Source organism: Luteibacter sp. P1_D3, from assembly GCF_056406135.1.
In genome coordinates, this window is record NZ_JBFUAT010000012.1 from 60331 (window position 1) to 86817 (window position 26487).

Genomic DNA, 26487 nt, shown 5'->3' on the forward strand with positions numbered 1-26487 from the left:
ATGAATCGGCTCCCACAGGCATCACGGATTCAACCGTGCCGGTGCACCGGCCCCTGGCAGAGGCACTCGCCGTCCTCGTTCGCATGGCCCAGCAAGGCATCGAGCAAGTCGCCCGATGGCGTCCACTGGCCGATCGCCGGATGGATCAGCATCGCCTTGCGCGCTTCGAGCCGCTTGTCGTTCAGTACCGAGGCGATCGCGGCACGCTCATACGCCTTGACCGAACGCACCAGCCCATTGACCGCATCGGGCAGCGGCGCGATCGGTCGCGGGATGATGGAATCCAGCGAGATGTCCGAGGCGATCTCGACGATATCGTCGTCCGGCAGGTCCGGCAGTGCGCCACGGTTGCGCGTGTTGACCACGATGCGCGCCGGTTTCGCACCGGTCAGGCCACTCATCACGTCGATGGCGATGCGGTGGTAGCCCGTCGCCACGCGGAACGGATCGCCTTCCAGGCTCACGCCCTGGTCGAATGCCGAACCGCCCTCGGCTTCCAGCTTCATGTACGAGCCCGAGCGCTGGTTGAGGTAAGCGGCATAGATATCCACGGCCGCATCGCCGTCGCCGGCATCCAGGCGCGACGTCAGGCCCGCCAGCAGGTCGTCGTTGAGACGCTGGATCTCGCCGCCGCGGCTGCCGCCCTGCTTGCGCTGGTTGTCGAGGGCACGCTGACGCTCGTAATAGAAGAACAGGTACTCGGTCGGGATGAGCCGCAAGGTGCGGATCATGTCGAAGTCGAACAGCGGCGCCAGGTAGAGCTGGCGCAAGAGGTCATCGTTGTCGAGCAACCGGTCGATGACCTCCTCGCCACGTACCCGCACGCCACGCACCCAACCCAGGTGATTGAGTCCGACGTAGTCACACTCGACATCGTCGGCCGGCTCGCCGAGCGCGCGGGCGATGTTGTGGAACAGCTCCGTGGGCGTGTCGCAAATGCCGACGATGCGTGCCTTGCTGTGGTCGCTCACCGCCTGGGTGATCAACCCGGCCGGGTTGGTGAAGTTGACCAGCCACGCTTGCGGGCTGAGACGTTCCACCAGCCGCGCCTGCTCGATGGCCACGGGGATGGTCCGCAACGCCATCGCCACACCGGCGGGACCCGTCGTTTCCTGGCCGGGATAGCCCTGTGCGATCGACGCACGCTCGTCGGAGGCCCGGCCGGCAATACCGCCGATGCGCACACTGTTGAGCACGAAGTCCGCGCCCTCGATCGTGTCTTCCAGCGATGTCGCGCCACGCAGCCGCAGGTCGCCGCCGAAGCGACGGACGACGGCCTTGCCGAGGTCGACCATGATCCGCAGTCGCGCAGGATCCGGGTCATACAGCACCATCTCCGCGGCACCGAGGGCTTCGGCCGCCTCGTTCACGCCAAATACCACGAGCGGTGAACGGACACCGCCACCTCCGATCAATGCGATCTTACGATCCGTACGTTTGCTCACGAAGGGTCCTCAATTGGGGGGAATGGGGGAGTGACTGAAGGGCACCGGCCGCGGTCGTACACAGCGCGCCACAGACGCAGCCGCGCTCGACACAGCCGTCGATGGACTCGCCATCGAGCAACCCGTCGATGACGCCCGCGTCGAACGCATCGCCGGCACCGGTGGAGTCGACGGCCTCGATACGCGGCGCTGGCACCCGGCGCAGACCGCGCTCGTCGGCAATCCAGGCGCCGCCGGCACCGTGTTTCATCACGGCGCGGCCAATGCCGGCACCGACCGACCAGGCCTCGAACGACGAGGGCTCCTCGTCTCCGGTGAGCAAAGCGGCTTCCTTCGCATTGGGAAGGAACAGGTCGACGTCGCGAAGGCTGGGCCGGTTGACGGGATCACGGAGCCACGCCGGGCTATACCCGACATCCAGCGAGGTCGTGCACCCGGCCTGACGCAGCAGGGGCAGCAGGATTTCGGCCAGATCGCGCGGCAGGGGCAGCGCGAAGTGCACATGACGTGCGGCGGCGAGATCGGCGAGGATCTCCGGCGAGGCCAGCAGTTCGGGCAGCGCGCGATTCACGCCGGCATAGGTGAAGAACGAACGGTCCTCGACGGTGGAGACGCTGACCGTGATACCGGTGCCGTCGTTACCGATTCGGATGCCTTCCATGCTGACGCCGAACTCGCCCAGGCGACTTTCGAACCAGTCGAGATCGGCCTCGCCGATCAGGCCGACCAGGCGTACGCGACGGCCCAGCCGCGACAGGGCACACGCGGTATTGATCGCGCCACCGCCGAGCTCACGCAGGTAGTTCTCGGCGATCACTTCTTCGCCGGGACCGGGCCAGGCGGGAAAGCCGCTGAAAACATGGTCGGCAAAGATTTCACCCACCACGGCGACGTCCCACGACTTCAGGGTTGCGGGAATGGCCACGTGTGGGACCTCCGTGCTTGCCACAGGAAAAGAAGGGTGCCTGCCACCACCGCGCCCACCGCCGTGACGATCGACGATGTGCCGGCCGTAGCGACCAGATAGAGCCAGCCGATCACGCTGATGACGATCGGCAGCGGATACAGCGGCATGCGAAAGACATCCGCCTCGGCGCGCCGTTTACGCAAGGCGACGACGGCGAAGCATTGCGCGATGTACTGGAAGAGGATCTGCGTGACCATCAGCGTCGCGATCAGGTGTTCCAGCGAGAGGAAACACGCTGCGGCGGATGTCACGCCGACGAACACCAGGGACACGGTCGGGAAGCCACCGCGCGGATGCAGCCGGGCGAATACGGGGAAAAACTGGCCATCGGCCGCCGCTGCGTACGGCACACGCGAGTAGCCCAGCAGGACCACCAGCGCCGAACCCCAGCTCGCGAGCAGGATCAGCAGCACGGCCAGCGTGCCGCCGGTGCGGCCATGGATGGCTTGCATGAAATCCGCGACGACCGCCTTCGAATGTGCCGCCTGTTCCCAGGGGAGCACGCCGAGGATGCTGAGATTGAGCCCGAGGTAAAGCACAGCCACCAGCGGGATCGAGATCAGCACCGCCATCGGAATGGTCCGACGCGGCCGCTTCACCTCCCCGCCCAGCATGCAGACGTTGTTGTAGCCACCGTAGTCGTACACGGCGATCAGGGCCACCGCGCCCAGCCCGAGCCAGAAGCCGTGCGACGAGTCGACGTGCGCCTGGAAGAAGTGGCTGGCCACGCTCATGTCGAAGTGCGTGATACCGCTGAAGACGATCCAGGCGCAGGCCACCACGACGATCGCACTGACGAACACGGAAAGCCGCTGGATCTGTCCCACCTTGCGGTAGAGCACGGCGGTATTGACCAGGCAGAGGCCGGCGGCGATGAGCGCCCTGCCCGTATCGCCCAGCGAAGGGATCAGGAAGCCGGCGTACTGCGCAAAGCCGACCGCCGCGCTACCGATCGATAGCGGCGCGGTGAGCAAGGTCTGCCAGAGGTAGAGGAAACCAAACAGGCGCCCTGCTTTCTCGCGCCCGTACGCCTCGCGCAGGTAGTGATACGGGCCGCCGGATTCGGGAATCGTGGAACCGAGTTCGGCCCAGACCATGCCATCGCAGAGGCACAGCAGCGCACCGGCGATCCAGCCAAGCAAGACCGAGGGGCCAGCCAGCGCCGAGAGTGCGATAGGGATCGTGACGAAGGGGCCGATGCCGATCATGTTCAGCACGTTGGCCGAGAGTCCGCCCCAGAAGCCGATGGCGCGTGGGGGCGAGGTCGGCGTGCCGGGGTCGGTCGCGGTGGCGCGCATCAGATATTCCCCGATGTATGCAGGCTATCGGCCGCGGTGATGATAGCGGGCGTCTGTCGATGCAGGTCGAGCACGAGGACGTCGTTGTCGCCCGCACGCAGCCACGGGCCCGGGCAGAACAGCCGATGCTGCGGACCGATGTTCCAGTAGCGACCGAGGAGCTGGCCGTTGATCCAGAGGTAGCCTTTGGACCAGGCGGAGAGGTCGATGTAGACGTCGCCTGGGGTTTCGATGTTGAGGGTTGTCTTGAAGAACATCGGGCCGCGCCGCGGACGGGTTTTCGCCGATGAATCGGCTCCTACCAGAACGGCGCCGCCGCCAGCCGCGATAGCCGCTGTAGGAGCCGATTCATCGGCGATAGCCCGAAGGCCATGAATCCAATCCCCCTCGAGCGGAATCGCCCAAGCCTCCACATCCCGCAACGGCACAGCATCAATCGATGCCGGCCCGATAAGCCCCTTATGATCGCCAATGCGCGGCCCGAAATTGATATGCCCAAAGGTATCGATGAGGATATCCAGCGTCCGCGGCGTAGCACCCCCCGCCGCAGGCAGCCGTACCTCAGGCTGCGAGTTCAACGAAGGATGTTCCACGCGCGACACCAACCCGACTTCATGCCCATCGACATGGACCACGGCGTAATCGCGCACGTTCTCCAGCCTGAGGACACTGCCCGAGTCGATGCGCTTGCGGTAGACCACCAGTCCCTGATCCAGCCCGAACAGGATTTCATTCGGACCCGGCGACGGTAGCGTCACCGCTGCTCCTGGCAGGTTGTCCCATAGCGAAGCGAAGGCCTGCGGTGTCACCGGTGCAAAACTCGCCGACGGTGGCACTGACGGAAGAGCGGCCGGCGTGACGCGCGTGACCTCCTCGATTACACGACGCAGCCGCATGTACTGCTCCGTCGGGCGACCGCGCTCGTCGATCGGCGCGCCGTAGTCGTAGCTGGTAATGACAGGCTGGAACTGCGAGCCGTCGTCTTCCGCATTCGACCCGGCCGTCAGGCCAAAATTCGTCCCGCCATGGACGACATAGAGATTGAACGAGTACCCCGCACGCATGATGTGCCGCAGCGTCGTTTCGTAGTCCTTCATAGCGAAGGTCGGCTCGCCCCAGTGGGTCAGCCAACCGGGATAGGCTTCGCCCACCCAGACCGGCGACTCGCCGGCAAATCCCCTGCCCTTCACCAGGTCGGCCACATCGGCCCCGTCGAGCCCCAACGCGGTACCCGCGGGATAGGCCTTGCGGCGCTGCAGATCCTTCCAGCCATCCGACACCGAGAACGGTCCGTCGATGCCGTGCTCGCGCCAGATATCGCGCAAGACATCGAGATAGCCGATGTCGTCGGCGAACATCGAATACTCGTTTTCGATCTGCACCATCAAGATTGGACCGCCGGCATGGGCCATGAGTGGCGCGATACGCGACGCGAGCGCAGCGAAGTAACGACGTACCGCTGCCATGTAGCGTGGATCATCGCGCGTCCGCAGCCGCGTATCCGGATCCCGAAGCAGGTAAGCCGGCAGGCCGCCGTTGGTCCATTCGCCGCAGATGTAAGGACCGGGACGCAGGTAAACCCACATCCCCTCCTCCGCACACAGGCGAATGAAGGCCGCGACGTCCCGGTTGCCGGTCTCGAAATCGAATACCCCGGGCTCACGCTCGTGGTGATTCCACATCACGTAGATCGCCACGGTATTGAGCCCCATGGCCCGTGCCATGCGAATGCGATGCCGCCAGTGCTCCTTCGCGATCCGGGCCGGATGCATCTCGCCGCTGTGCACGCGGAACGCCTCACCATCGAGCAGGAACTCGCGCTTGCCGAAGGTGAAGGCGTGATGCCGGCCGTCCGGCACCCTCGCAACGCGTATGCCAGCGGGCGATGCCGCCCACCCACGACCGGCAAAAGCCAGCGGGGTGAGCAGCGACAGCGCGAGGAAGCTTCGTCGATGCATGCTCAGAAGTTGTACTTCACGGTCAGCAGGGTGGTTCTGCCCGCATCGACGATATCCGAATTGGCCAGGCTGTTCCTGCCGATGTGCGACCAATACGAATACTGCTTGGTGAGGTTGCTGACCTGCAGGTCGAACTGCAGGCCGTTGGACATCGCATAGCCCAGATGCAGATCGACCCGGCGAATCGGCCGGATCCACAGGTCATCCCACGGGCTGCCCTGGTTGAGGAAGTCGTACGTCGACAGGTAGGAACCGGTGTAGTGGTAGCTGAGGTTGGCCGAGAACCCGTACTTCTCGTAGAAGAGCTCGGCATTGGCCATGCGCTGCGGTGCCGACTGCAGGCGCTCGTTCTCGAAGCCATCGCGCCCCAGGTCCACCTTCGAGTTCTGCCGCGTGGCGTTGACGCTGAAACCCAGTCCATCGAACGGCTCAGGCAGGTTCTGGAACTTCTGCCGATACGTCGCCTCCAGACCCACCACGCGTCCATCGCCGCCGTTGGTCGGCGTCTTCGTCAGCACCGTACCCACGCCCGAGGTGTTCGGATCGGCCTGGCCACCGCCGCTGTCGTAGATGTAGTTACGCAGCTTCTTGTAGTAGCTGGACAGCGAGACATAGCCACCGTTCTCGGTCGTCCACTCCGCGCCCAGGTCCACGTTGGTGGCCTTGATCGGCTTCAGGTTGGGGTTGCCGGTGGTGATCGTGGTCACGCCATCGGACACGTTGATCTGCGAGCCGCCGCCCAGCTGCACGAACGCAGGACGGGTGTAGCTCTGCCAGATCGCGCCGCGGTAGACGATGTTGCCATCGGGGCGGAAGTTGATGAACAGGCTACCGAGCGGTTCGTTGTAGATGGTGTGGTTATTGGAGAAGTAACCCGGGATCTCGTTGCCGTCGGCGTCCTGCGGTGTGGTCCAGAACGTATTGCGAATCGAGGTGTGTTCGAAGCGCACGCCCGGGATGACTTCCCACGGGCCGCTCTGGAACGTCGCCATGGCATAAGCCGCGGTGACGGCCTCGGTGCCGCGCATCGTGTCGCAATTGAAGTTGTTGTAATCGAGCTGGCTACAGGTATCCAGGTCACCCGGCTGCAGGTGATCGGCGATCAGGCCAGCCACCGCCGAACGACTGATCTGCGGTGTCGTCCAGTCGAACTTGCCCGGGAAGATCTGGTTGTAATAACCCTTGATGATCCCGAGGTCGTTCAACGTGGTCGTGCCATCGTTGATGCCGGCCGTTGAGTAGTCACGGTCAGTGAACTCACGCGAGCTGTCGCTGTACTTCACACCGAACTTGACCGACTGCAGCGGACCGTCTTCGAAGTCATAGCGGAGATCGAGCTTGGCGCCACCACGCTTCTGGCCCGAGCGGATGTCCGTCACCTCGCCATAATCGTTGGCGTACATGTTCTGCAGGTTGTTGACCGAGTTCAGCAGGCCCGGGGTCAGCTGCGGATACGGGAAGCCGTGACCGCCGTAGCTCATCAGCGAGCTCTGGTTGTAGGCGAAGTTGTCCTGCGAGTACTTGTCCTCGCGGCCGTCGATCTCGACGTGGTTCGGGCGATCGTTACGACCGATGCTCCAGAACACATTGGGCGAGATGGTCCAGCCGCCTGCCGTCTTGTCGGCACCCAACTGGATCGTCGCCAGATCGGCGCGCTCGGGGTTGGTTTCGTACCAGAAGCGGTTGGCAATGCGACCGATGTTCGGCGTGTAGACGCCCGGCGTAGCCGTCGGAACGTACGTCACATCCTGCGGAAGCAGCTGGCTGTACGTCGTGTTCTGCTCGGTGAGCGCATACGCATACGTCATGCGCGCGTACGCTTTGAGCGTGGGATCCACGTTCCAGTCGAACGAGATGTTGCCACCGTAGCGACGTTCGAAGCCGGATGCGATACCCACGTTCGTGCCAAGGCTGGTCAGGTTGTGCGCCGGGTCGTAACCCGCCGCGTTCTGCCCATCGGCCGTCGCATGAAGGAAGGCCCAGGAACCGTCATTGGAGGCACTTTCCGCGGCGCCGATCTCGCTGTTGGCGATGTTTCGATAGTCGTAATACCCGCTCACGTAGACGCCGAACTGCTTCTCCGCACCGAATTTGCCCTGCAGTTCGGCGGCGAGGCCGCTGCCGAGACCGCTGCCGCCGTAGTCGCGCGCGCGGCTCTCGACACGCCCGCTCGCGGTCACGCTACCGCTGAAATCCTTCTTGAAGTCAAAGGCGCTCGGCGTCCGGAAGTCGATCGTGCCGCCAATCGCATCGCCGTCCATATCGGCCGTCGAGGTCTTGTTGAGCACGATGGTCTGCAGACCCGACGGCGGCAGCAGGCTGAGCTGCACGCTACGGCTGTACGGCATGCCCTGGGCCACGTTGCTGCCGTTGACCAGGTTGACGTTGTACTCGGACGGCAGGCCACGCACCGAGGTAAACATGCCCTCGCCGCGCGCCGCGCCATCGATGCCGCCGAAATAACCCGACCCGGTCGTCGTCACGTTCACGCCCGACATCAGGCCCAGCGCCTCGGCGACGTTATGCACCGCGGTGTGCTGCAGATCGGCCGCGGACAGCACGTCCACGGTGTTGATCGCGTCCATCCGCATGTTCGTCGCGTCGTAGCGATTGGCCACGACGCTCAAGGCCTTCATCTGTACAGCCTTGTCCGGCTTGGCCGGTGTCGCCTGGCTGTCCGCCGCGGCTTTCGCGGGCGGCTTGGCCGACGTCGAAGACGCTGCCGGCGCCGCGTCCTGCGCGAACGCCGTTCCCCCAAGCACGGCACACAAGGCCGCGACCAGACACTTCTTGTTGAAACCCTTATCGATACCCACGACTTACCCCCACCCCGAGATGCATTTGAAAGCACGCACGGCACCATGCCGCGCCATGCGCAGTTCAGCTGACCAGCGGGTTCGTCGCGCGGACCGGACGTGAGCGGACGTGCACGCCAGCGCTAGCGGGCGTGCGTCGAGATCACGACGGACGGGTGAACGTGCCGATCAGGACGGTCGGACGATCAGAGGGAGGTTTGCGGGGGCGAGTAGCCGGCAACGCACTTGCCGCGGGAACGCAGGGCGCTCAGCTTGGCACGTGCGAGGATCGGCAAGCCGTCGGCCATAACACGCGCGAACGGACGACCTGCGACATGGCAGCTGGCGTTTTCATTTGAATTGGGCCGACGCATCGTAGCGGTCTGTCCGTCATTCATCGCGAGCTGCGAATCGGCATACCAGAGAGCATGCCGGAAGGATTACGCGTACGGACGTCCAATCGAACGCCGCGCGTGATGCAAGATATAGCGCACTGTAAAAAAGGCGTCAACTGCCAAAAATGCATAGGTGACAAGTTGTTGCGTCGCAGCAGCGCTACGTTGCCATCGTTCCTGTTCACGAAACATCGCCCGGACGCGTGTGACGCTCCTGCCATGAAAGTACCCTTCGACGCCATCGTCTGCCGGGCCATCCGGGAACGTCGCCTGCTTGTCGTCACTTATGGCGGAGCGCAGCGCGTCGTGCAGCCGCATGTCTATGGTGATGACCACGCGGGTGACCGACTGTTGAGTGCCTATCAGGTCAGCGGCCCGAGCGCCTCGGGCGCGCCGCGCGGCTGGAAGTCGTTTCGAATGGATCGCGTCAATGATGTTGTTCTCGGTGACGGACGATTCCACGGCGCACGCCCCGATTTCCAGAACGACGACGGTGCGTTTGCGCGGATCATCTGCCAACTCGACGAACCTTGAAGTCGTCGAGTCAGAAACCCTTCCATCATCTCGTCACGACTTCACGAATTCGGTCTCGACAAGAATCGTGACTTCGTCGGCTTCGAGCGGCACCCATTCGCCCACGCCGAACTCCGATCGCTTGAACGTCGCCTCGCCCGAAAAGCCCATGCGTGGCTGCGCGAATCCACGATAGACGACGCTCAGTTTTACCGGCTTCTTTACGCCATGGAAATCCAGAACGCCATCGACCACCGTGTGCTCGCCAGCCAGCTTGACGGTCGTGGCGGTGAAGGTGATCGATGCATATTTATCGGACTCGAAGTACTTCTGCGCGATGCGCTTGTCGAACTTCGGATCGCCGGTGCTCACCGAATTGGGATCGATCGCGATCGACAGCTTCGATGCAGTCGCCGATGAAGGATCGTATGAGAACCCGCCGTTAACGTTGTCGAAGCGCAGCGTGTAGCGAGACAGGTCCATATGCGCGAGCTTGGCCGTCACGGACGTGTGATGCGGGTCGAGTTTGTAGTCGCCCGCTCCCGCTGCCTTCGGATCCCGGGTCAGATTCAGATTCTTGTATTGGGAGACGGCGCTGGCATCTTCAGCCGGCTTTTGATCCGTCTGCGCGGCGACCGAAAGGGATGCAGCGACCAGAACGGTCAAGGCCACGGTGGAGACCATCTTGGGCAAGGGCATGAGGCGGGTCCGCTGAAAGTGGAAGGCTGACGGGTGCGAACACCCTACGCTGCCCTCAGCATGGCGTCATCCCAACGTTCGGCCTGGTGACCGTGACGCCGCTTGATCGGTATATATGTATCATATACGATTCGTATATTCTTCAACGAGACGCAGCCATGGGCATCGTCAACATCGACGACGAGCTTCACGACCAACTTCGCCGCGCGTGCACGGTTACGCACCGCTCGATCAACGCGCAGGCCAATTTCTGGATCAAGATCGGCATGCTCTGCGAGATGCATCCCGAGATGAGCTTCCAGGACCTCGTCGCGAGGGAGCTACGTGGTGCCGGAGTCACGTCACCGGTCCTCAAAGAGGGCCGTGCGTGATCAAGCAGCCCCGCGAAGTGGAGCTGATGGCGCAAGCCGGGGCACTCCTTGCGCAGGTTTTTGATCGGCTGGATCGCACGCCGCTCGAGGGACGGAGCACCCTGGAGATCAACGATCTTGTCGAGCGCATGATCGTCGACGAGCATCAGGCCCGGCCGGCCAGCAAGGGCCAGTACGACTTCCCGTTCGTCCTCAATGCGTCGATTGACAACGTCGTCTGCCACGGCATGCCGTCGGCCGATGACGTGCTCCGCAACGGACAGATCGTCAATCTCGACATCACGCTGGAAAAGAACGGCTTTATCGCCGATTCCAGCACAACCTATTTGGTCGGCGATGTGCCCTACCCCGCCCGGCGCCTGGTCCGCGCGACTTACGAGGCGATGTGGAAAGGCATCGCCGCGGTGCGCCCTGGTGCCCGCCTGGGCGACATCGGCCATGCGATCGCCCGTTACGCGTGCGAACAGGGTTACAGCGTGGTCAAGGAGTACTGCGGGCACGGTATCGGTCGTGAGATGCATGAGGATCCGCAGATCCTTCACTACGGCCACGCGGGCACCGGGCTGGAGCTGAAGGAAGGCATGGTCTTCACCATCGAACCGATGCTCAATCAGGGCAAGGCGGCCATTCGTTCGCAGCCGGACGAATGGCCGGTCTACACCCGCGACGGCAAGCTCTCCGCGCAGTTCGAGCACACGGTGGCCGTGACGCGCCATGGCGTGCGGGTGTTGACGCTGCGACCAGGCGAGACGCCGCTGTGCGCCGTATGATCCTGGACATCCCAAGTCATGATCGACGGTCCCCATGAAACGCATCGGCTTCCTCTCGTTCGGTCACTGGACCGACTCGCCGCACTCGGCGACCCGCTCGGCGCGCGACGTCCTGCAGCAATCGATCGACCTCGCGGTTGCCGCGGAACAGATCGGTGCGGATGGCGCCTTCTTCCGCGTCCATCATTTCGCCAATCAGCTGGCATCGCCCTTCCCGCTCCTGGCAGCCATCGGCGCTCGCACCAGCACGATCGAGATCGGTACTGGCGTCATCGACATGCGCTACGAGAACCCGCATTACATGCTGGAAACCGCCGGCGCCGCGGATCTCATCAGCGGTGGGCGGTTGCAGCTCGGCATCAGCCGGGGCTCGCCCGAGCAGGTCATCGAGGGATGGCGTCACTTTGGCTACGCACCCGCGGAAGGCGAATCGGATGCCGACATGGGGCGCCGGCACGCCGAGGTCTTTCTCCAGCTCCTCGATGGCAAGGGTTTCGCCAAGCCCAATCCCAGGCCCATGTTCCCCAACCCGCCGGGTCTTCTGCGTCTCGAGCCGCATGCGCCCGGCCTGCGTGAGCGCATCTGGTGGGGCTCCGCCTCCAACGCGACCGCCGTGTGGGCCGCGAACATGGGCATGAATCTGCAGAGCTCGACCCTCAAGGCGAACGAGACCAACGAGCCGCTCCACGTGCAGCAAGCAAAGCAGATCCGCCTCTATCGTGATGCGTGGACCAAGGCCGGTCACCCACGCGAACCACGGGTTTCCGTCCTGCGTTCCATCTTCCCCCTGATGAATGACATGGATCACGCCTATTTCGGGCGAAGCAAATCGACGGACCAGGTCGGCTTCATCGACAACATGGAAGCCGTCTTCGGCCGGACCTATGCCGCCGTCCCCGAGGTACTCGTGTCGGAACTCGCCGCCGATGAAGCCATCGCCGAAGCCGACACGCTGCTTCTCGCGGTGCCCAACCAGCTAGGTGTGGATTACAACGTGCACCTCATCGAGTCGATCCTCGAGCAGGTGGCACCGGCGATGGGGTGGCGCTGAAGGCACACCTGAGCAAGCGACACCGTCGGCGCGGTGTCGCCTGCGCCGTTGCCATTCCTTAGATCCCGAACAATTGGTTAGACTCTCGTCAACTCAGGGAGGTCGGCATGCAGGCAGGGAAGCGTTGGTGGGGACAGGTGAGCCTGGCTTTTGTGGGACTTCTGGCGGCGTCAGGGGCCCATGCCGACATCTACAAGTGCACGCGCCAGGGCCAGGTCGCCTACCAGGAGACCCCCTGCGAGGCCGGCGCACAGCAAGTGGCGCAGCAGCAGACCCACAGCGGCGACTTCGTCGGCTGCTGGATCACCCCCGACAACCGCAACCGGTATCCCAGCGTGTGGCGCATCGAAGCCATCGGCACGGGCCTTTTTCGACGCACCGCGCCGCAGGGATCGATGGGTTACATCGGCTCCTCCTCGGTCCTCAAACCGGCATCCTCGGAGGAGCTCGCGATGGTGTCCAGCATGGGCCCGTGGCGGGCCGTAGCCGGCATCAACCGCCATGTCGACGCGCCCCAGCCCGTGCCCTATCGCTATCGCATGCGCGCCTCCACCGTGTCCGACGAAGCGCTACGCATGCAGAGCCGACAACAGCTCGAAGGGCTCTACCGCGGCCAGGACAAATCCGGGCAGACCATCGTGTTCTTCCTGGCTCAGACAGGGGAGCGCCAACGGCTCATTTCGGCTGATTGCCCCTAGGAATGCCCCATCGAGGCCGATGACTCACGTGCCGCCACCTTCACCGTGGCGGCGCTACGTTCGCGGCATGGATATCGATGCCGAGATCATTTCGCTGTTACGCAAGCGGGCACCGGACGCCTCGATCTGTCCCTCCGACGTCGCCCGTGCCCTGGCGACCGGTGAGCACGCATGGCGCGCACTGATGCAGCCGGTACGAGACGCGGCAGCCAACATGGCGCGCAAAAGCCTCATCGTCATTACGCAAGGCGAGCGTCACATCGATCCCGGCGAGGTCGACCGTGGTCCTATTCGACTTCGTCGAGGACCGTCGTTTCCTCGACATTAGTCGCTCCGAAACGGGCCCACAGGAACTTACGAAGTCTCGTCGTGAGCAAGGAAGAGAAATTTCGTTCGTTTGCCGGATATGCTTCGGGCATCACGGTAGATTCGAGGCGTGGGCATGACGAATTCGATCCCCGAGGCCCGAGCGCCGGCACGCCCCTTGCGGCTGGCGCTGCTGGACGACGACGAGCTGCTGCGTGACAGGATTCTTGCGCCCCGGCTGAGGCAATTCGGTTTCGAAGTGACGGCAACGGGTAGCGCCGCCGAACTACACGACGTCGTTAGTCGGGGCGCGCCGGACATCTTTCTTCTCGACATCGGCCTGCCGGACGGCGACGGTTTCGAGGTAGCGCGCTCGCTCCGCGCAGCGGTACCGCGCGCCGGCATCATCATGCTTTCGGGTCGTGGCGATAACGTCGACCGTGTGCGTGGACTATTCGAAGGTGCAGACGCCTATCTGACCAAGCCGGTGGAACTCGATGTCCTTGTGGCCACCTTGTATAGCGTGGCTCGGAGGCTCGAACCCGCCGCAGTCGCGGCACCGGTCGGTCGCTGGGCCCTCAGCCCGGACGAGTGGTTCCTGCTCTCACCGTCCGGCGCGCGGGTGATGCTGAGCAAGAGCGAACGCCTCCTCCTCGATGCGATGCTTCAGCGCGCCAATCAGGTCGTTTCGCGAGAAGCCCTGATCGCCGTTCTGACCGACGATGTCCACGCCTTCGATCCCCACCGGCTCGATTCCATGGTTCACCGTCTGCGTCGAAAAGTGCTTGCCGCTCTTGGCGAGCCCCTGCCACTGAACGCGGCGCACGGCACAGGCTATGTGCTCCAGGCCTGAGCCGTCACACAGCTCGAGCGATGCCCCGCAAGCCTGACATCTCTGCCGCTGGGGTAATCAACGGCAGCATCAGACGAATGGTCGTCCCCTGCCCCGGCACGCTCTCCACCACGATCCGGCCACCCGCCTGCACGACAAGGTCGTAAACCACGCTCAGCCCCAAACCCGTGCCATGGCCGGCTGGCTTGGTCGTGAAGAACGGCTCGAACACCTGCGCGCGGATCGACTCAGCCATGCCCATGCCGGTGTCCTGCACCGAAATCGCCAGGACATCTTCCGCGCCATCCAGGGTGATCGTGCAGCTGCCGCCGTCGGGCATGGCGTCGCGTGCGTTGGTCACCAGGTTGATGATGGCCAACTCGAACTGGCTGCGATCGAAGCGGATCATCCGCGGACCCGACAGCAACAACACCCGCAACTGGCAATGCGACGGCAAGGACTGTCGAGCCAGCGGGCGCAGTTCTTCCAGCGCCGCCACCGCATCGAACTCCTCGGTCAGGGTGACATCGTTGCGACTGAAGTTGAGCAACTTGCGGCACACGGCGGTTCCGCGTCGGGCAGCCAGCTCGATCCCTTCCAACGCGTCCGCTACGGCTCGCGTATTACCGTCCATAGGCTCATCTTCCCCCGGCAAACGGTCGCGCTCGGTGGAAAAGCCAAGGATGATGTCGAAGACGTTGTTGACATCGTGCGCCACGCCACTGGCAAGCTTGCCTACCGCATCCATCTTCTGAGCGTGCAATAGCTGTTCATGCGTGCGCTCGCGTTCGGCGATTTCCCGCGCCAGTTGCTGTCGGCGCCGGTCGGACTCGAGCAGGCTCTCACGCAAGGCATAGATGCTGCGATCCACGATCAGTGCGATCAGCAGGTAGCTGGTCAGCGCCCGCATCGGCAGGAAATCGTAGATGGCGAGCAGAACGCCGACCGGCTCACCGGCACCCGAGGCCTTCAGCGGGTCCACACTCATGATCAGGATCAGCGCCTCGGCGGCATAGGTGATCCACAACGCTTTGCGCCCCAGCATCAGGCCACTCAGCGCCAGAATCATCATCAGCGTGAGGTTGCCATCGGTGGCGTGGTAGCCGAAGGCGGCATACGCCACGGCGCCGGACGCGAGCATGGTGGCGACGAACTGGGCCACGGCGGGCGGGAATCGTCCGCGACGGATCAGGTAGAAGCCCACCCATGCCGAGAGGGTCATCGCCAGATCGGTGCCGACGTCGATAGCCAGCGCGGCGGACGCTCCGATGCGCGCCCTGGCGTAGAAATGCTCCTGCAGGTACGACCAGTGAAGTCCGAACAGATAGAGCTTCGTCAAAGGAATCCGCAGGCCCTCGAAGACCAGCAGCAACTGCATGAAGCCGGCATTGCGCCGGTCGACCGGATCGTCGATCGGCGTGTTGGCAAGCCAGTCGCGGATACGGGACATCATCGTGCCATTCCCCTTGCTGCGCGGCGTGAGAACTCGGTGAGAACTCGGCCAGTCGAGCGTGTGTGACTTTGCGACGGATGTAAAGCTATCGTCGAGCGTCCGCATGAACCTGCGTCGTGCGGACGTTGTGCCGAAGGGGCAGTTCGTCACGGACTGGGCGCAAGAAGTTACGACGCACTACGGGCTCTTTCCTTCGGGGGTACTATGTCATCCATCATTGCAAGGCCTTGGCTGGCCGGTGCGGCGCTGTTCGTCGCCGCATGCGACGCGCACGCCGCAGCCGCCACCGCCACGGTAGGCAGCACCAGCACCACGCCATTGATCACCAAGTCGGTCGACAAGAGTCAGATGACCACGCTGCCAGGCAGCGTGCCTGCCAGGGTCCGCAGCAGTGCCGATGCCGGACCGATGAGCACCACCGAGGTGATCTCCTCGATGACCCTGGTGCTCAAGCGTAGCGACGATCAACAGAAGCGCTTCGATAATTACCTTGCCTCGCTGGACAATCCCTCCTCGCCCAACTTCCACAAGTGGCTGACCGCACGCCAGGTCGGCGAGCAGTTCGGGCCGAACCAGAAAGACATCACGGCGGTAAAGGCGTGGCTCGCCAGCCAGGGCCTGGGCGTGAAGAATGTTTCCGCCGACGGCATGCTGATCCGCTTCAACGGATCGGTCAGTGCGGTGCAGCAGGCGTTCGGCACCTCCCTGCACCACTTCACGGGTGCAGACGGCAAGCGACACTTCGCCAACGCGACCGAGCAGAAACTGCCCACGGCCCTGGTCCCCGTCGTCAGCGGCGTCGCTTCGTTGACCGACTTCTTCCCGAAGCCGCAGAAGAAGGATGCGCAGCCGGTCAAGCGCAATAAGAAAGGCGAATGGGTCACCGCCGGTGCGCCGTCGTCCGACTTCAATTTCGTCTATCAAGGCGATGTCCAGTACGACGTGGTGCCGGCCGACTTCGGCACAATCTACAACGTCAATCCGTTGTGGAACCAGTCCAGTCCCGTGCGGGGGGCCGGCGAAACCGTCGCCGTGCTCGAGCGCACCAATGTGCTGGATGCCGACGTCGCCACCTTCCGGCACACCTTTCTGCCGACCGACGCCAAGGGTGTCTTCACGCAGATCCATCCGGCGGGTTTCGCGGGCGACACGAGCTGTGGGGATCCGGGCACGAATGCCGATGAAGGCGAAGCCGCACTCGATGCCGAGTGGGCCGGTGCCGCGGCGCCCGACGCCAACGTGACCCTCGCCTCCTGCGCAGACAGCGGTGCCGACTTCGGTGCCTTCCTGGCCGCCCAGAACCTGCTGGAGCAGGATGCACCGCCGCCGATCATGAGCCTGAGCTACGGCGAGTGTGAATCCGTCAGCGCCGCCGTCGGCGATCTCGCTGAAGCCGCCGCGCTATGGTCGACCGCCGCCGCCGAAGGCGTGACCGTGTTCGTCTCCACCGGCGACGCGGGCTCGGCCGGATGCGACCAGAACCAGGTCGCCTCCAGCTTTGGTATCGCCGTGAATGGACTGGGCAGCACGCCCTATAACATCGCTGTGGGCGGTACCGACTTCGATGACTTCAAGAAAACACAGAAGTACTGGTTGCCGGGCAACGGCGAACTGGGTGCGAGTGCGATCAGCTACATCCCCGAGCAGACCTGGAACGATTCCTGTGCCAGCGCCCAGCTCGACAAGGTTCTCGGCATCGCCAATCCGAACAACGCCTGTAACTCGGCGGCCGGGGAGAGCTTCCTCAACACCGCCGGTGGCAGCGGTGGCCCGAGCTACGTCTGGTCGCAGCCGACCTGGCAGCAGGGCATCGCGGGGATCGATCAGAACGTCACCCGCGCCCTTCCGGATGTCTCGCTCTTCGCGGCCAACGGCCTTTACGGGCATGCACTGATTTTCTGCATGTCCGACAGCGACCAGGGCGGCGTGCCGTGTAACTACCTCGATCCGACCGACTCGCTGTTCAATAGCGCTGGCGGCACCTCGTTCGCTGCACCGGCCATGGCCGGTGTGCAAGCCCTTGTCGATCAGGCCAGCGCCAACCGCCTCGGCAACGTCGGCCCGACGCTCTACGGTCTGGCCCGCACGCAATACGGTACGGTCGCCACACCGGCGGCAGGCTGCAAGGCCAACGACACCACCTGCGTGTTCCACGACGTGACCGTCGGCGATATCGACGTGCCCTGCTTCGCAGGCACCGGCGATTGCTTCGTCAAGAAAGGCCAGCAGTACGGCGTTGTCAGCGATGGCGGCCGCGCCTCGCTCGTCACCGCGTGGAAGACGAACAAGGGCTACGACTATGCAACCGGCCTCGGCTCGGTCAACGTCACCAACCTGACCAATGCCATCGCCGCGAAGCAGACCCGTGGGCAAATCGTTCCCCGTACCTGGGATCTGGTCGGCGCCAACGACAGTGCCAATCCCGGCGTCGGCCTGAACTCGGTCCTCGACGGCAAAAGCACCTTGCTGCTGGTCGGTCCGAAGACCGGTAACGCCACCCTCGTTCGCTTGAACGGCAGCACGGTCCTCGACAGCGATACGTGGGTCCCCGTGCAACAGGGCTCGCAGGTTGCTGACGGCTTCGTGCCGGGCGACCAGGTGAAGGCTATCCCGTTCGACATCTTCGACGGCGCCCTGGCCAACCAGACGGTGATGGAGAGCGACAACGCCACCACCCACGAAATGAACCTGGCGATCTACAGCTACGGCTGGGCCGATTTCCGCTTCCCGTATCCGGCAGGCTGGAGCCTGGTTGGCGCGGGCCTGGTCGATGCCTCGGCCAAGTCGAAGCAGGTCTGGTTCAACGCCAACACCAGCAAGCTGTCGTTCTGGACCATCGACTGCAGTGGCACCCTGAAGTTCGGGCGCTTCGACAGCCTCGACTGCGCACAGAGCGTGGCCACGACGGTTGCCGCGCCGGCCGGCTTCACCCCGAACCTGGCGGACCTCAACGGCGACGGCATCCTGGATATCGTCTGGACCGGACCGAAGAACGCGATCAAGTACTGGATCAATAATGGCCAGGGTGGCTTCACCAAGAGCGACGGCAGCAATGCACCGGCGGGCTTCGCCTTCGTCGGCGCCGGCGAGATCGCCGGCAGCGGCAAGACCGATCTGATCTGGTTCAACGCCGACACCGGCAAGCTGCGTTGGTGGGAAATGGACGGCACGACGGTGGCGAGCACCAAGACCATCGCGGCACCGGATGGCTACACCGTCGCCACCATCGAAGACTTCGATGGCGATGGCCTCGCCGACCTGTTCTGGACCAACGCCAAGGGCAAGGCCCTGCTCTGGCAAGGCATCGGCGACGGCTTCGTCTCGCAGCAAGTAGCTGATGGCGAGGGCACCGCGTATGTCGTGCCGTCGGGCTACAAGGTGCAGATGAATCGGTTGCAGGGCGTGGTGAATGCGGCGGTTCCGTCGGGCACCGCGGCGCAGGTGGCGGCGGTCGCTACGCACTAATCCATTCTAAGCACGAGAGAAAGGGCGGACGGGAAACCGTTCGCCCTTTTTTTTACTCGCTATATTCACCTCGATGCACCAGGAACGTGACTGTGTAGTCCGGATCGGTCACTACCTCGCCCGAGGCCCGGAGCCGGTACGCCCCGCGCGCGGCTGGTCGAAATGAACGCGTGTCGGGAGGAAGATTGAACACGTCGCCCTCGCGTGAGCCTTCGAGCCGCAAAGCGATGCCGGATTGCTGATCGACTCTCGTGACACGTCCAAAGCTTTGTTCATGATTCTCAGGCTTGCCCTCAGCATCCGTGAAGGTTATGCCGATCAACAACAGCTTGCCGACAAGATCAGACGCGATCGAGTCATCCCAGAGCCGTGTTGCTTCAGTGTCTTCAGCCATTACGTCACGCTTCCCGCATTCAATCGCTTCGCGCCCGGAAGCGCTCTTATGACCGAAGCACCCTGGATCTCATCGAGACCGATGAGCAGCACGGCACGACCGTCCCAGAAAACAATCTCAAAAATCGCGCCGCTCAGCTGCGGCTTCAGCGGCTGCCCTCTCCAGAACGTCGTATTCCCGTCCGCCCATGGAATATCGCTAACCGCGAACGTTGGACCTGGCTGAAAAGCGTCCAGCACGCCCCAGATGAAACACGTCTCGCCTGGGACCCCATGGGCCAACAGGTCTGCGCCTGACAACCAACCCTCATTGATACCCTGAGGCCATGCAGTCGCCTCGATATCCGCGAGATGCCACATAAAATCGGCCGCCGTCACTCCCATGGCCAAGAAGATCTCAGGAAGATCCGGCAGCGGATTCATTTCAACAATCAGGTCCATGCACGGAATGTAGCGGCTCATTTCGACGTGCTCAACAGAGTCCTGAAGCGCGTCAGCTCGGCCCGATCCATATCCGACACGATAGCCGCTGGTTGTCCGCCCAAGGTCGTAGCATCAAGCACGTAGCCCTGCAACTGGACCGATTCAGGGGCGCCCGAACCCACGGTCGACGGCAAGACAAACACGTCGATCAGGTGTTTGCCATGGCGATAGACAAGCACCGGTATGCGGTCGCTCCCGGCGTAGTCGATACGACCGCCAATGAGTGCGTAGCCCTCGGTGGCAAAATCCTCCACCACGGGTGCCGTGGCGATCTTGCCCGCAAACCAGGGTTTTACCGTGTGTTGGTCCGTCGACACGACATCGATCGGCGACGTCGCGGCCAACGCGCGCCAGTGACTGGCAAACAGATCGCGGGTCAGTTGCGACTGCCCATCGACGGGGCCCCTGCCGTGGTTCCACGCGGCCAAGGTCGCTCCGCCCGCCACGAAGGCAAGCACCCATGAAGCGGCCATGGCCAGCCAGGGACGCTGCGTACGAGGTGCCTGGTGACTGGCTGCCGCCGCGCCTTCTTTCTCGATGCGGGCACGCAAGGCATCGGGCGCACCGTAGCGTGGTGCGTCCTTGCGCAAGGTGTGGCGTAACGCATCCAGTTCGATCAAGGCGGCGCGACAGTCGGAGCACTCGTCGAGGTGTGCCTCGAACTCACGGCCCGTGGCACGATCCAGTTCACCGTCGAAGTACAACGGCAACAGCTCACTCGCAGCTTTACAGTCCATGAGGGATCTCCTTCGTGCCGTTGTCCATCAATGCTTTCTGTAACAGTGCCCGTCCGCGAGCCAGGCGGGACATCACGGTACCGATGGGCGTTTGCAATACATCGGCGATTTCCCGATACGACAACTCTTCGATCTCGCGCAAGATGAGCACCTCGCGAAAATGCTCCGGAAGGTTACGCAGGTGGACCGTGATCACCTGCCTTCGCCGGGAACTGTCCAGGCGTTCCTCGATCTCGTCCGCCTCCGCGCGCGGCATCCAGTGCTCGGCAGCGACGGGATTGTCATCGATCGCAACGTTTCGTTTTTCCTTGTTGCGCAGGGCAAGTCGGGCGAGGCAACAGTTGCGTACGATCGCGAGCCACCACGCACGCGCATTGCCACCGGCATAGCTCTCCGAGGAGCGAGCCGCACGAACGTAGGCGTCGTGGACGGCATCGGCCGCATCCTGCTCGCTGCCCAGCAACCAACGACCGAGATTGTAGGCAGCGTCAAGATGGCTGAGCGCCAGATCATCGACAAACGCACGGCTACTCGTCGACATCATGATGACTGCGTCCCCATGCCGGTTAGACCCGCAACATACGCTGGATGACCCTGTCGCGGTCGAAGAATCGGTGCTTCAGGGCGGCACCAATATGACCGACCACAAGGATACACAGCGTCCAGACCAGGCACACGTGGAGCGTATCGGTAAGCAGTCGCAACGGTTCGTCCTTGCCGATCACTACGGGCAGGAAGCCGATCCCGAAGAAACTGACCGGATGGCCGCCGGCCATGCGGTGCAGGTAACCGGTAAGCGGAACCAGGAACATCAACGAATACAGCACCCAGTGCAGCGTATGGGCGGTCTTCTGCTGCCATGAGGGAATATGCGCGGGCAAGGCAGGTGGCTTGTGCGTCGACCGCCAGACCAGGCGCAACACGGCGAGCATGAAGATCAGGCTGCCGATCGAAGCGTGGTAGAACAGAACCTCATCGTGACCGGGGGCCTTCTTCGGGAAGGTTTCCATGAATAACCCGAGGCCGACGTTCGAGAAGATGAGCAAGGCAATGAGCCAATGCATCGCGATGGCGACCTTCGTGTACGACATGGGGTGAGTCGTCGAGGTGGCATAACTGGCTTGTGCGGGGACGGACATGGCTGGGACCTCGGGTTCACGGCACGGGAAGCGTGCCCACGACAGACCAGATCGTCCGGAGACCGGTTTTATTCCCGCCCGGTTGGAGGGGCCCGAACCCTCCCCTATACTGCCGCGCCACCCCGTTCGGTCAGCCCATGAAGTACCTCGCCGCCCTCCTCCTTGCCGCGCCGCTGGCCGCCACCGCTGCCCCGAACGTCTGCGCCGAGCGCGGCAACTTCGCGTCCCTGGTCGCGGTTGCCAGGAGCAAGGGGCTCGACGAGCGCTCGGTCACCGAAGCCGCGGCCACCGATCCGAATGCGTCGTTCGTGGTTCGCCTGTCGCATATCGAGATCATCCAGACGATGTACCGCGGCCCGGCAAAGTCGCTCTCGCCGCCCGAAGCGGCCGCGTCGGCACGTCGGACGTGTGAAAAAGCGCTGGCGAAGAGCCACTGAGCGACATGATCAAGCGAATCATGTTGTCGGCGCTCATCGGCGTGACGGTCACGCTTCTGCTCATTGCCTCGTCTTTCGCCGCCGACGACGCCGGCCATGAGACCTTGTCGAACGTCCTTTTCTGGCAGAACTGGCTTCTGCAGGCGTTGGTCCCCGCACCGGACATCGGCGCGGCGGAGCATCCGTTTGCCGAGGGCACGCCCCTCACCTTCATTGCGTGGTTTGCGAGCGTACCGCTCGGTTTCGTGATCTACGGGGTGGCAGCCTTCGCCATCATGCGAAGGCCCAAGCTGATCAGCCCTACGCCGCTGGGATAGCCGCCGTGCTCACGAGACGACGCAATCCACCGCGAGCGACGTCGGCAAACTTCGACGGATCGCCGAACGCGCGGGCGGTAAGCATGGCGCCGTAAATCAGCGAGATGAACGCCTCGGCTTCGCTGCTGGCGGCACCCTGAAGCCGGAACGCCCCTTGCTGGGCGCCCTTGGTGAGGATCGTTTCGAGCCACCTCGACAAGTCACGAAAATGGGCGCGGACACATTCCGCCAGCTCGGGCGGCAATGACGGCAACTCCGCCGCCAGCATGCCGGCAACACAAAAAGGCGCCGACGCATCGGCGATGCACTGCTCCCAATAGCCCGTGTAGAAACCGAGCTTCTTCACTGGGTCGAAGTCGTCGCCTTCGAGCAGGGCGATCTGCGCGACGATACCGGCGCGCGACTCTTCGACCACCGCGCGCGCCAGGTCCGACTTGCTCGGGAAGTGGTGATGGATGCTCGCCTTCCGCACCTGTACCTGCTCGGCGACATCCGCATAGCTGAAGCCATTGTAGCCACGTGTCTGGATGAGATACCGGGCTGAGTCGATGAGTTTCTGCTGGGTCGTCATGGTCGCAGCCTACCATCTAGTAGGCTGTTCATTCAATAACTGGCTGATCCCCTCGCCTTCCTTACCGCTATTGACCATGAACCCTACCTACTAGTAGGGTGTGCACACTTTCCTTGAAGATTTCCCCATGAATACCCTCCGCAGCTACTACTTCCTCCGCGCCGGCGTGTCCTTCGCCTGGGTCGCACTCGTCATCCTCCTGTCGAACATGGGCGTGCCCGCCATCGTGTCAGGCGCCCTCCTGGTCCTTTACCCCGCGTGGGACGCGCTCGCCAATTTCCTCGATGCGCAGCGATCCGGCGGCTTGCGTGCCAATCCTGGTCAGCGTCTCAATGCCGTGGTCAGCGTCGCCACCGCTGCCGTCCTGATCGTCGCGCTGATCGTCCGCGGCAATGCTGGCGGACTCTTCGTCTTCGGTATCTGGGCCCTGCTAGCTGGACTGCTCCAGCTCTTCGTCGGCATTCGTCGCCGCAAGCTGGGCGGCCAGGTTTTCATGATGATCAGCGGCGGGCAGTCGGCCCTGGCTGGTGTGTTCATGACCATCCAGGCGTTCGGTGACGCGCCGAGCATCGCCAAGCTGGCCCCGTACGCGGCCTTCGGTGGGCTCTACTTCCTGCTGTCCGCGTTGCGACTGACCTTCAAGCGTCCGACTTACGAGGCGTATCAGGGCAACGCCAACTGAGCCCCACTCACGCCCTGGGTGGCCTGCTAAAGTCAGGCCACCTACCTGGACGTTCTCCGCCGTGGTCACAAAGAAGAACGGAACCTTCTGGCTATCCGGCCTCCTCGCTGCCCTCCTCACCATCGTGGCCGTCCTTACGTACGACCATGTGTCGGCACGGAACCGGGAGGCAGCTCAGCATGCGGCGCAGAGTGCCGAGCATGATCCTCTGAGTTTTTCGTGGCCCTTCGGCTGGACGCCGATTCCTGAAAGACGAGTCCTCAATGCACATAACGAGATGGCGACAGCCGTCTTCATGGTGAGTGGTAAGAGGGTCGCGACCATCGTCGTCCTGATCGATCGCTTTACGAAGCATCGAACACTCGACGACGAGGTCGCACAACGCATCAAGGCGGAGATCAGGGTCACACGCAAGCAAGGCGAGGATGTGGACCTGTCGCCTGCGGCGCAAGACACCTGGCCAGGCCGCCCCGCTCTTCGATACGACGCCAGCCTTGTTTACCGCGGAACCAACCAACGCATTCACCAGCGAAGGATCTTCGCCGTGGGCTCCGAGAACATCACTTGCAGCGTGTGGTACGCAGCGAACGAGGAAGACTTCGATCGATACCTTCCTGACGTGGAGCGGGTGAAGAGCCAGGTGACCTGTCCCTGACCTGTTCATGCCTGCTTCCCACCTGCGCTAATCTGCCGGCCACACATCCATGGACTCAAGGACGGCGGCATGCGTGTTTTCCTCCAGTGCATCCCCCTGCTGGCGGTGGCGGCCACGCCCGTGGCCCTCGCGCAGTCGAAGCCAGGCGCCGGGCTCGTCGCCTCGGCCGGCCCGACGACGGTCGTCGCCAAGCTCTATAAGGACTTTGCCTGGGAGGCACTGGGTCCTACAGACAAGGCTTTCGGGAAGCCTCTTACACAGCAGCCTCGCAACGTTCTGGAACGCTACTTCGACGAGACACTGACATCCCTGCTCGTCAACGACGATGCCTGCATAAAACGAAACCGGGGTGCTGATTGCAATCTTGGCTTCACCCCCATCTTCGCCTCGAACGATCCCGAGGCGTCCGACCTGGACATCACGCCATTGAGTGGCGATCGTGTCGCCGTGTCGTTTACCTATCCTGGCAACGGGGAAAAGGTGGGCCTGGAGTACCTCACGGTGCGGACACCCAACGGATGGCGGATAAAGGACATCGTCTACCATAATTTGCATGATGAGCATCTTGCTCGCATGCTTTCGCAGCCGTTTCCCTAAAGGCACGACATGAATGAGGCCACTCGGATGTTGAGAGAAGCCCTCATCGGCCAGAAGCTCGCCGCTGTGACCTTCGTCCTCGACTATTTTCAGTTCCAGTTTGATGGGAGTGTATTGACCGTTTACACGGCGCCGAAGGCACACCTCTTCCAGGAAGAGATTTCCAACTACAGAGACGAACTCTGCGCGCTGATCGCGAAGATCATTACCTCAGTTGAGGAAATCCCAGACACTGCTATCCACATCGACTTTGGCGACTACGGGCGACTGACTATTCCACTGGACGAAGACTCGAAGCGTCAGGTCGAGGCAGCGATGTTTACGCCTTTCGGAAAGGCCCCATGGGTTTGGTGATTTGGAGCAACGTGATCAACCAGGAATTTCACGTCGCGCTGACACTCCGACCAGCTACATCGACGTATCCCCCTGTCCACGTCATCCGGCACCCAAGGAGCATGACGATGAAGCTTCGTCCCACCCTTCTTGCCCTCGCTGCGACGGTCATGGTCCTTCCCGCGATGTCGAAGGACGTGACCCTGCTCAATGTGTCCTATGACCCCACGCGGGAGCTGTACAAGGCCCTGAACACGGCCTTCGCCGCCGACTGGAAGGCCAAACACGGCGACACCGTGACGATCCAGATGTCCCACGGCGGCTCCGGCAAACAGGCACGCTCCGTCGTCGACGGCTTACCGGCCGATGTCGTGACCCTCGCCCTGGCCTATGACATCGATGCCATCGCCGACCGTGGCCTGCTGGCCAAGGACTGGCAAACCCGCCTGCCAGACAACGCCTCGCCTTATACGTCGGCCATCGTGTTCCTGGTCCGCAAGGGCAATCCGAAGGCCATCCGCGACTGGGGCGATCTGGCCAAGACCGGGGTGCAGGTCATCACCCCCAACCCCAAGACATCCGGCGGCGCCCGCTGGAACTTCCTTGCCGCCTGGGGCTACGCGCTCAAGCTGCCGGGTGGCAACGACGACAAGGCCAAGGCCTTCGTCAAGACGCTCTACGAGCATGTGCCGGTGCTCGACACCGGTGCCCGCGGTGCGACGACGACCTTCACCCAGCGCGGCATCGGCGACGTGCTGATTGCGTGGGAGAACGAGGCCCTCCTTGCCAAGCAGGAAGCCGGTGGCGACCAGTTCGACATCGTCACCCCTTCCATCACCATCCTCGCCGAGCCGCCGGTGGCTGTCGTCGACAAGAACGCGGCGGCGCACGGTACACGCGAGGTCGCGGACGCGTACCTCACCTTCCTCTACTCGCCCCAGGCCCAGAACATCGAAGCGCGCAACTTCTACCGACCGCGGTCGCCCGAGGTCGCCGCGAAATATGCCGCACAGTTTCCGAAGGTAAAGACGTTCACCCTGGCCGAGGTCTTTGGTGACTGGCGGAAAGCGCAGGCCAGGTTCTTCGCCGATGGCGCCCTCTTCGACCAGATCGGCCCGGGCAACTGA

Annotated in this window: 28 protein-coding genes; 15 read left to right on the forward strand and 13 right to left on the reverse strand. The window is 63.2% G+C overall.

Features of this window, described 5'->3' with window-relative positions; translation table 11 throughout:
- Positions 1-29 precede the first annotated feature (29 nt).
- From AC1DYM_RS10115 to AC1DYM_RS10135, 5 genes are read right to left on the reverse strand one after another with little or no spacing between them, the layout of a single operon-like run.
- Positions 30-1445 (reverse strand): family 4 glycosyl hydrolase, encoded by a 1416-nt coding sequence (locus AC1DYM_RS10115; protein ID WP_477337884.1) that lies wholly within the window; start codon positions 1443-1445, stop codon positions 30-32.
- A complete protein-coding gene (locus AC1DYM_RS10120; protein ID WP_477337886.1) occupies positions 1423-2370 on the reverse strand; it encodes a carbohydrate kinase family protein in 948 nt (315 codons plus the stop codon). Before AC1DYM_RS10120 ends, AC1DYM_RS10115 begins: the two co-directional genes overlap by 23 nt.
- Positions 2349-3710: an APC family permease gene (locus AC1DYM_RS10125; protein ID WP_477337888.1), complete on the reverse strand. Its 1362-nt coding sequence runs from the start codon at positions 3708-3710 to the stop codon at positions 2349-2351. Before AC1DYM_RS10125 ends, AC1DYM_RS10120 begins: the two co-directional genes overlap by 22 nt.
- Positions 3710-5668, reverse strand: coding sequence for a beta-galactosidase (locus AC1DYM_RS10130; RefSeq protein WP_477337890.1), 1959 nt, complete (start codon positions 5666-5668; stop codon positions 3710-3712). The genes AC1DYM_RS10125 and AC1DYM_RS10130 overlap by 1 nt, the downstream gene beginning before the upstream one ends.
- 2 nt (positions 5669-5670) lie before the next feature.
- Positions 5671-8484, reverse strand: a complete 2814-nt coding sequence (locus AC1DYM_RS10135) for a TonB-dependent receptor (RefSeq protein ID WP_477337892.1) — start codon at positions 8482-8484, stop codon at positions 5671-5673.
- Between the two features lie 452 nt (positions 8485-8936).
- Between AC1DYM_RS10135 and AC1DYM_RS10140 the strand changes: the two genes are divergently transcribed.
- Positions 8937-9392, forward strand: coding sequence for a hypothetical protein (locus tag AC1DYM_RS10140; RefSeq protein WP_477337894.1), 456 nt, complete (start codon positions 8937-8939; stop codon positions 9390-9392).
- A 33-nt stretch (positions 9393-9425) separates the two neighbouring features.
- Here the strand turns inward: AC1DYM_RS10140 and AC1DYM_RS10145 are convergent, their stop codons facing one another.
- Positions 9426-10070: a YceI family protein gene (locus tag AC1DYM_RS10145; RefSeq protein WP_477337896.1), complete on the reverse strand. Its 645-nt coding sequence runs from the start codon at positions 10068-10070 to the stop codon at positions 9426-9428.
- Positions 10071-10228: 158 nt separating this feature from the next.
- Here AC1DYM_RS10145 and AC1DYM_RS10150 point away from each other — a divergent pair, with 158 nt between their 5' ends.
- From AC1DYM_RS10150 to AC1DYM_RS10175, 6 genes are all read left to right on the forward strand, one after another.
- Complete coding sequence (locus AC1DYM_RS10150; protein ID WP_046967500.1) at positions 10229-10441, forward strand: ParD-like family protein; 213 nt, start codon at positions 10229-10231, stop codon at positions 10439-10441.
- Positions 10438-11211, forward strand: coding sequence for a type I methionyl aminopeptidase (gene map / locus AC1DYM_RS10155; RefSeq protein ID WP_477337898.1), 774 nt, complete (start codon positions 10438-10440; stop codon positions 11209-11211). The genes AC1DYM_RS10150 and map overlap by 4 nt, the downstream gene beginning before the upstream one ends.
- Positions 11212-11245: 34 nt before the next feature.
- A complete protein-coding gene (locus tag AC1DYM_RS10160; RefSeq protein ID WP_477337900.1) occupies positions 11246-12262 on the forward strand; it encodes an LLM class flavin-dependent oxidoreductase in 1017 nt (338 codons plus the stop codon).
- A gap of 107 nt (positions 12263-12369) precedes the next feature.
- On the forward strand, positions 12370-12960 hold the full coding sequence (locus AC1DYM_RS10165) for a DUF4124 domain-containing protein (protein WP_477337902.1): 591 nt from the start codon (positions 12370-12372) through the stop codon (positions 12958-12960).
- A 67-nt stretch (positions 12961-13027) separates the two neighbouring features.
- Complete coding sequence (locus AC1DYM_RS10170; RefSeq protein ID WP_477337904.1) at positions 13028-13288, forward strand: DUF3253 domain-containing protein; 261 nt, start codon at positions 13028-13030, stop codon at positions 13286-13288.
- 114 nt (positions 13289-13402) lie between these two features.
- Complete coding sequence (locus AC1DYM_RS10175) at positions 13403-14119, forward strand: response regulator transcription factor (protein WP_477337906.1); 717 nt, start codon at positions 13403-13405, stop codon at positions 14117-14119.
- 4 nt (positions 14120-14123) lie between these two features.
- Here the strand turns inward: AC1DYM_RS10175 and AC1DYM_RS10180 are convergent, their stop codons facing one another.
- Positions 14124-15551 (reverse strand): sensor histidine kinase, encoded by a 1428-nt coding sequence (locus AC1DYM_RS10180; RefSeq protein WP_477337907.1) that lies wholly within the window; start codon positions 15549-15551, stop codon positions 14124-14126.
- A 204-nt stretch (positions 15552-15755) separates the two neighbouring features.
- Here AC1DYM_RS10180 and AC1DYM_RS10185 point away from each other — a divergent pair, with 204 nt between their 5' ends.
- Complete coding sequence (locus tag AC1DYM_RS10185; RefSeq protein ID WP_477337909.1) at positions 15756-19016, forward strand: protease pro-enzyme activation domain-containing protein; 3261 nt, start codon at positions 15756-15758, stop codon at positions 19014-19016.
- A 52-nt stretch (positions 19017-19068) separates the two neighbouring features.
- Here AC1DYM_RS10185 and AC1DYM_RS10190 read toward each other — a convergent pair whose 3' ends face one another.
- From AC1DYM_RS10190 to AC1DYM_RS10210, 5 genes are read right to left on the reverse strand one after another with little or no spacing between them, the layout of a single operon-like run.
- Positions 19069-19410, reverse strand: coding sequence for a hypothetical protein (locus tag AC1DYM_RS10190; protein ID WP_477337911.1), 342 nt, complete (start codon positions 19408-19410; stop codon positions 19069-19071).
- Complete coding sequence (locus tag AC1DYM_RS10195) at positions 19410-19871, reverse strand: hypothetical protein (protein ID WP_477337913.1); 462 nt, start codon at positions 19869-19871, stop codon at positions 19410-19412. The genes AC1DYM_RS10190 and AC1DYM_RS10195 overlap by 1 nt, the downstream gene beginning before the upstream one ends.
- On the reverse strand, positions 19868-20629 hold the full coding sequence (locus AC1DYM_RS10200) for an anti-sigma factor family protein (RefSeq protein ID WP_477337915.1): 762 nt from the start codon (positions 20627-20629) through the stop codon (positions 19868-19870). Before AC1DYM_RS10200 ends, AC1DYM_RS10195 begins: the two co-directional genes overlap by 4 nt.
- Positions 20619-21173 (reverse strand): sigma-70 family RNA polymerase sigma factor, encoded by a 555-nt coding sequence (locus AC1DYM_RS10205; protein WP_477337917.1) that lies wholly within the window; start codon positions 21171-21173, stop codon positions 20619-20621. The genes AC1DYM_RS10200 and AC1DYM_RS10205 overlap by 11 nt, the downstream gene beginning before the upstream one ends.
- 22 nt (positions 21174-21195) lie before the next feature.
- On the reverse strand, positions 21196-21768 hold the full coding sequence (locus AC1DYM_RS10210; protein WP_477337919.1) for a cytochrome b: 573 nt from the start codon (positions 21766-21768) through the stop codon (positions 21196-21198).
- Between the two features lie 137 nt (positions 21769-21905).
- Between AC1DYM_RS10210 and AC1DYM_RS10215 the strand changes: the two genes are divergently transcribed.
- Both AC1DYM_RS10215 and AC1DYM_RS10220 read left to right on the forward strand, forming a co-directional pair.
- Positions 21906-22205, forward strand: coding sequence for a hypothetical protein (locus tag AC1DYM_RS10215; protein ID WP_046967490.1), 300 nt, complete (start codon positions 21906-21908; stop codon positions 22203-22205).
- A 5-nt stretch (positions 22206-22210) separates the two neighbouring features.
- Positions 22211-22522 (forward strand): hypothetical protein, encoded by a 312-nt coding sequence (locus AC1DYM_RS10220; RefSeq protein ID WP_477337921.1) that lies wholly within the window; start codon positions 22211-22213, stop codon positions 22520-22522.
- Here the strand turns inward: AC1DYM_RS10220 and AC1DYM_RS10225 are convergent.
- Entirely contained in the window at positions 22506-23093 is a 588-nt protein-coding gene (locus AC1DYM_RS10225) for a TetR/AcrR family transcriptional regulator (protein ID WP_477337923.1), read from the reverse strand. The genes AC1DYM_RS10220 and AC1DYM_RS10225 overlap by 17 nt on opposite strands.
- 127 nt (positions 23094-23220) lie before the next feature.
- Here AC1DYM_RS10225 and AC1DYM_RS10230 point away from each other — a divergent pair, with 127 nt between their 5' ends.
- The 5 genes from AC1DYM_RS10230 (at position 23221) to AC1DYM_RS10250 (ending at position 26487) form a co-directional block, all read left to right on the forward strand.
- Positions 23221-23775, forward strand: a complete 555-nt coding sequence (locus AC1DYM_RS10230) for a hypothetical protein (protein WP_477337925.1) — start codon at positions 23221-23223, stop codon at positions 23773-23775.
- 61 nt (positions 23776-23836) lie between these two features.
- The gene (locus tag AC1DYM_RS10235) at positions 23837-24430 is read left to right on the forward strand and encodes a hypothetical protein (protein WP_477337927.1); all 594 of its coding nucleotides are present in this window, start codon (positions 23837-23839) and stop codon (positions 24428-24430) included.
- A gap of 69 nt (positions 24431-24499) precedes the next feature.
- Positions 24500-25027, forward strand: a complete 528-nt coding sequence (locus AC1DYM_RS10240; protein ID WP_477337929.1) for a hypothetical protein — start codon at positions 24500-24502, stop codon at positions 25025-25027.
- A gap of 9 nt (positions 25028-25036) precedes the next feature.
- On the forward strand, positions 25037-25381 hold the full coding sequence (locus tag AC1DYM_RS10245) for a hypothetical protein (protein WP_477337931.1): 345 nt from the start codon (positions 25037-25039) through the stop codon (positions 25379-25381).
- A 107-nt stretch (positions 25382-25488) separates the two neighbouring features.
- Complete coding sequence (locus tag AC1DYM_RS10250; RefSeq protein WP_477337933.1) at positions 25489-26487, forward strand: sulfate ABC transporter substrate-binding protein; 999 nt, start codon at positions 25489-25491, stop codon at positions 26485-26487.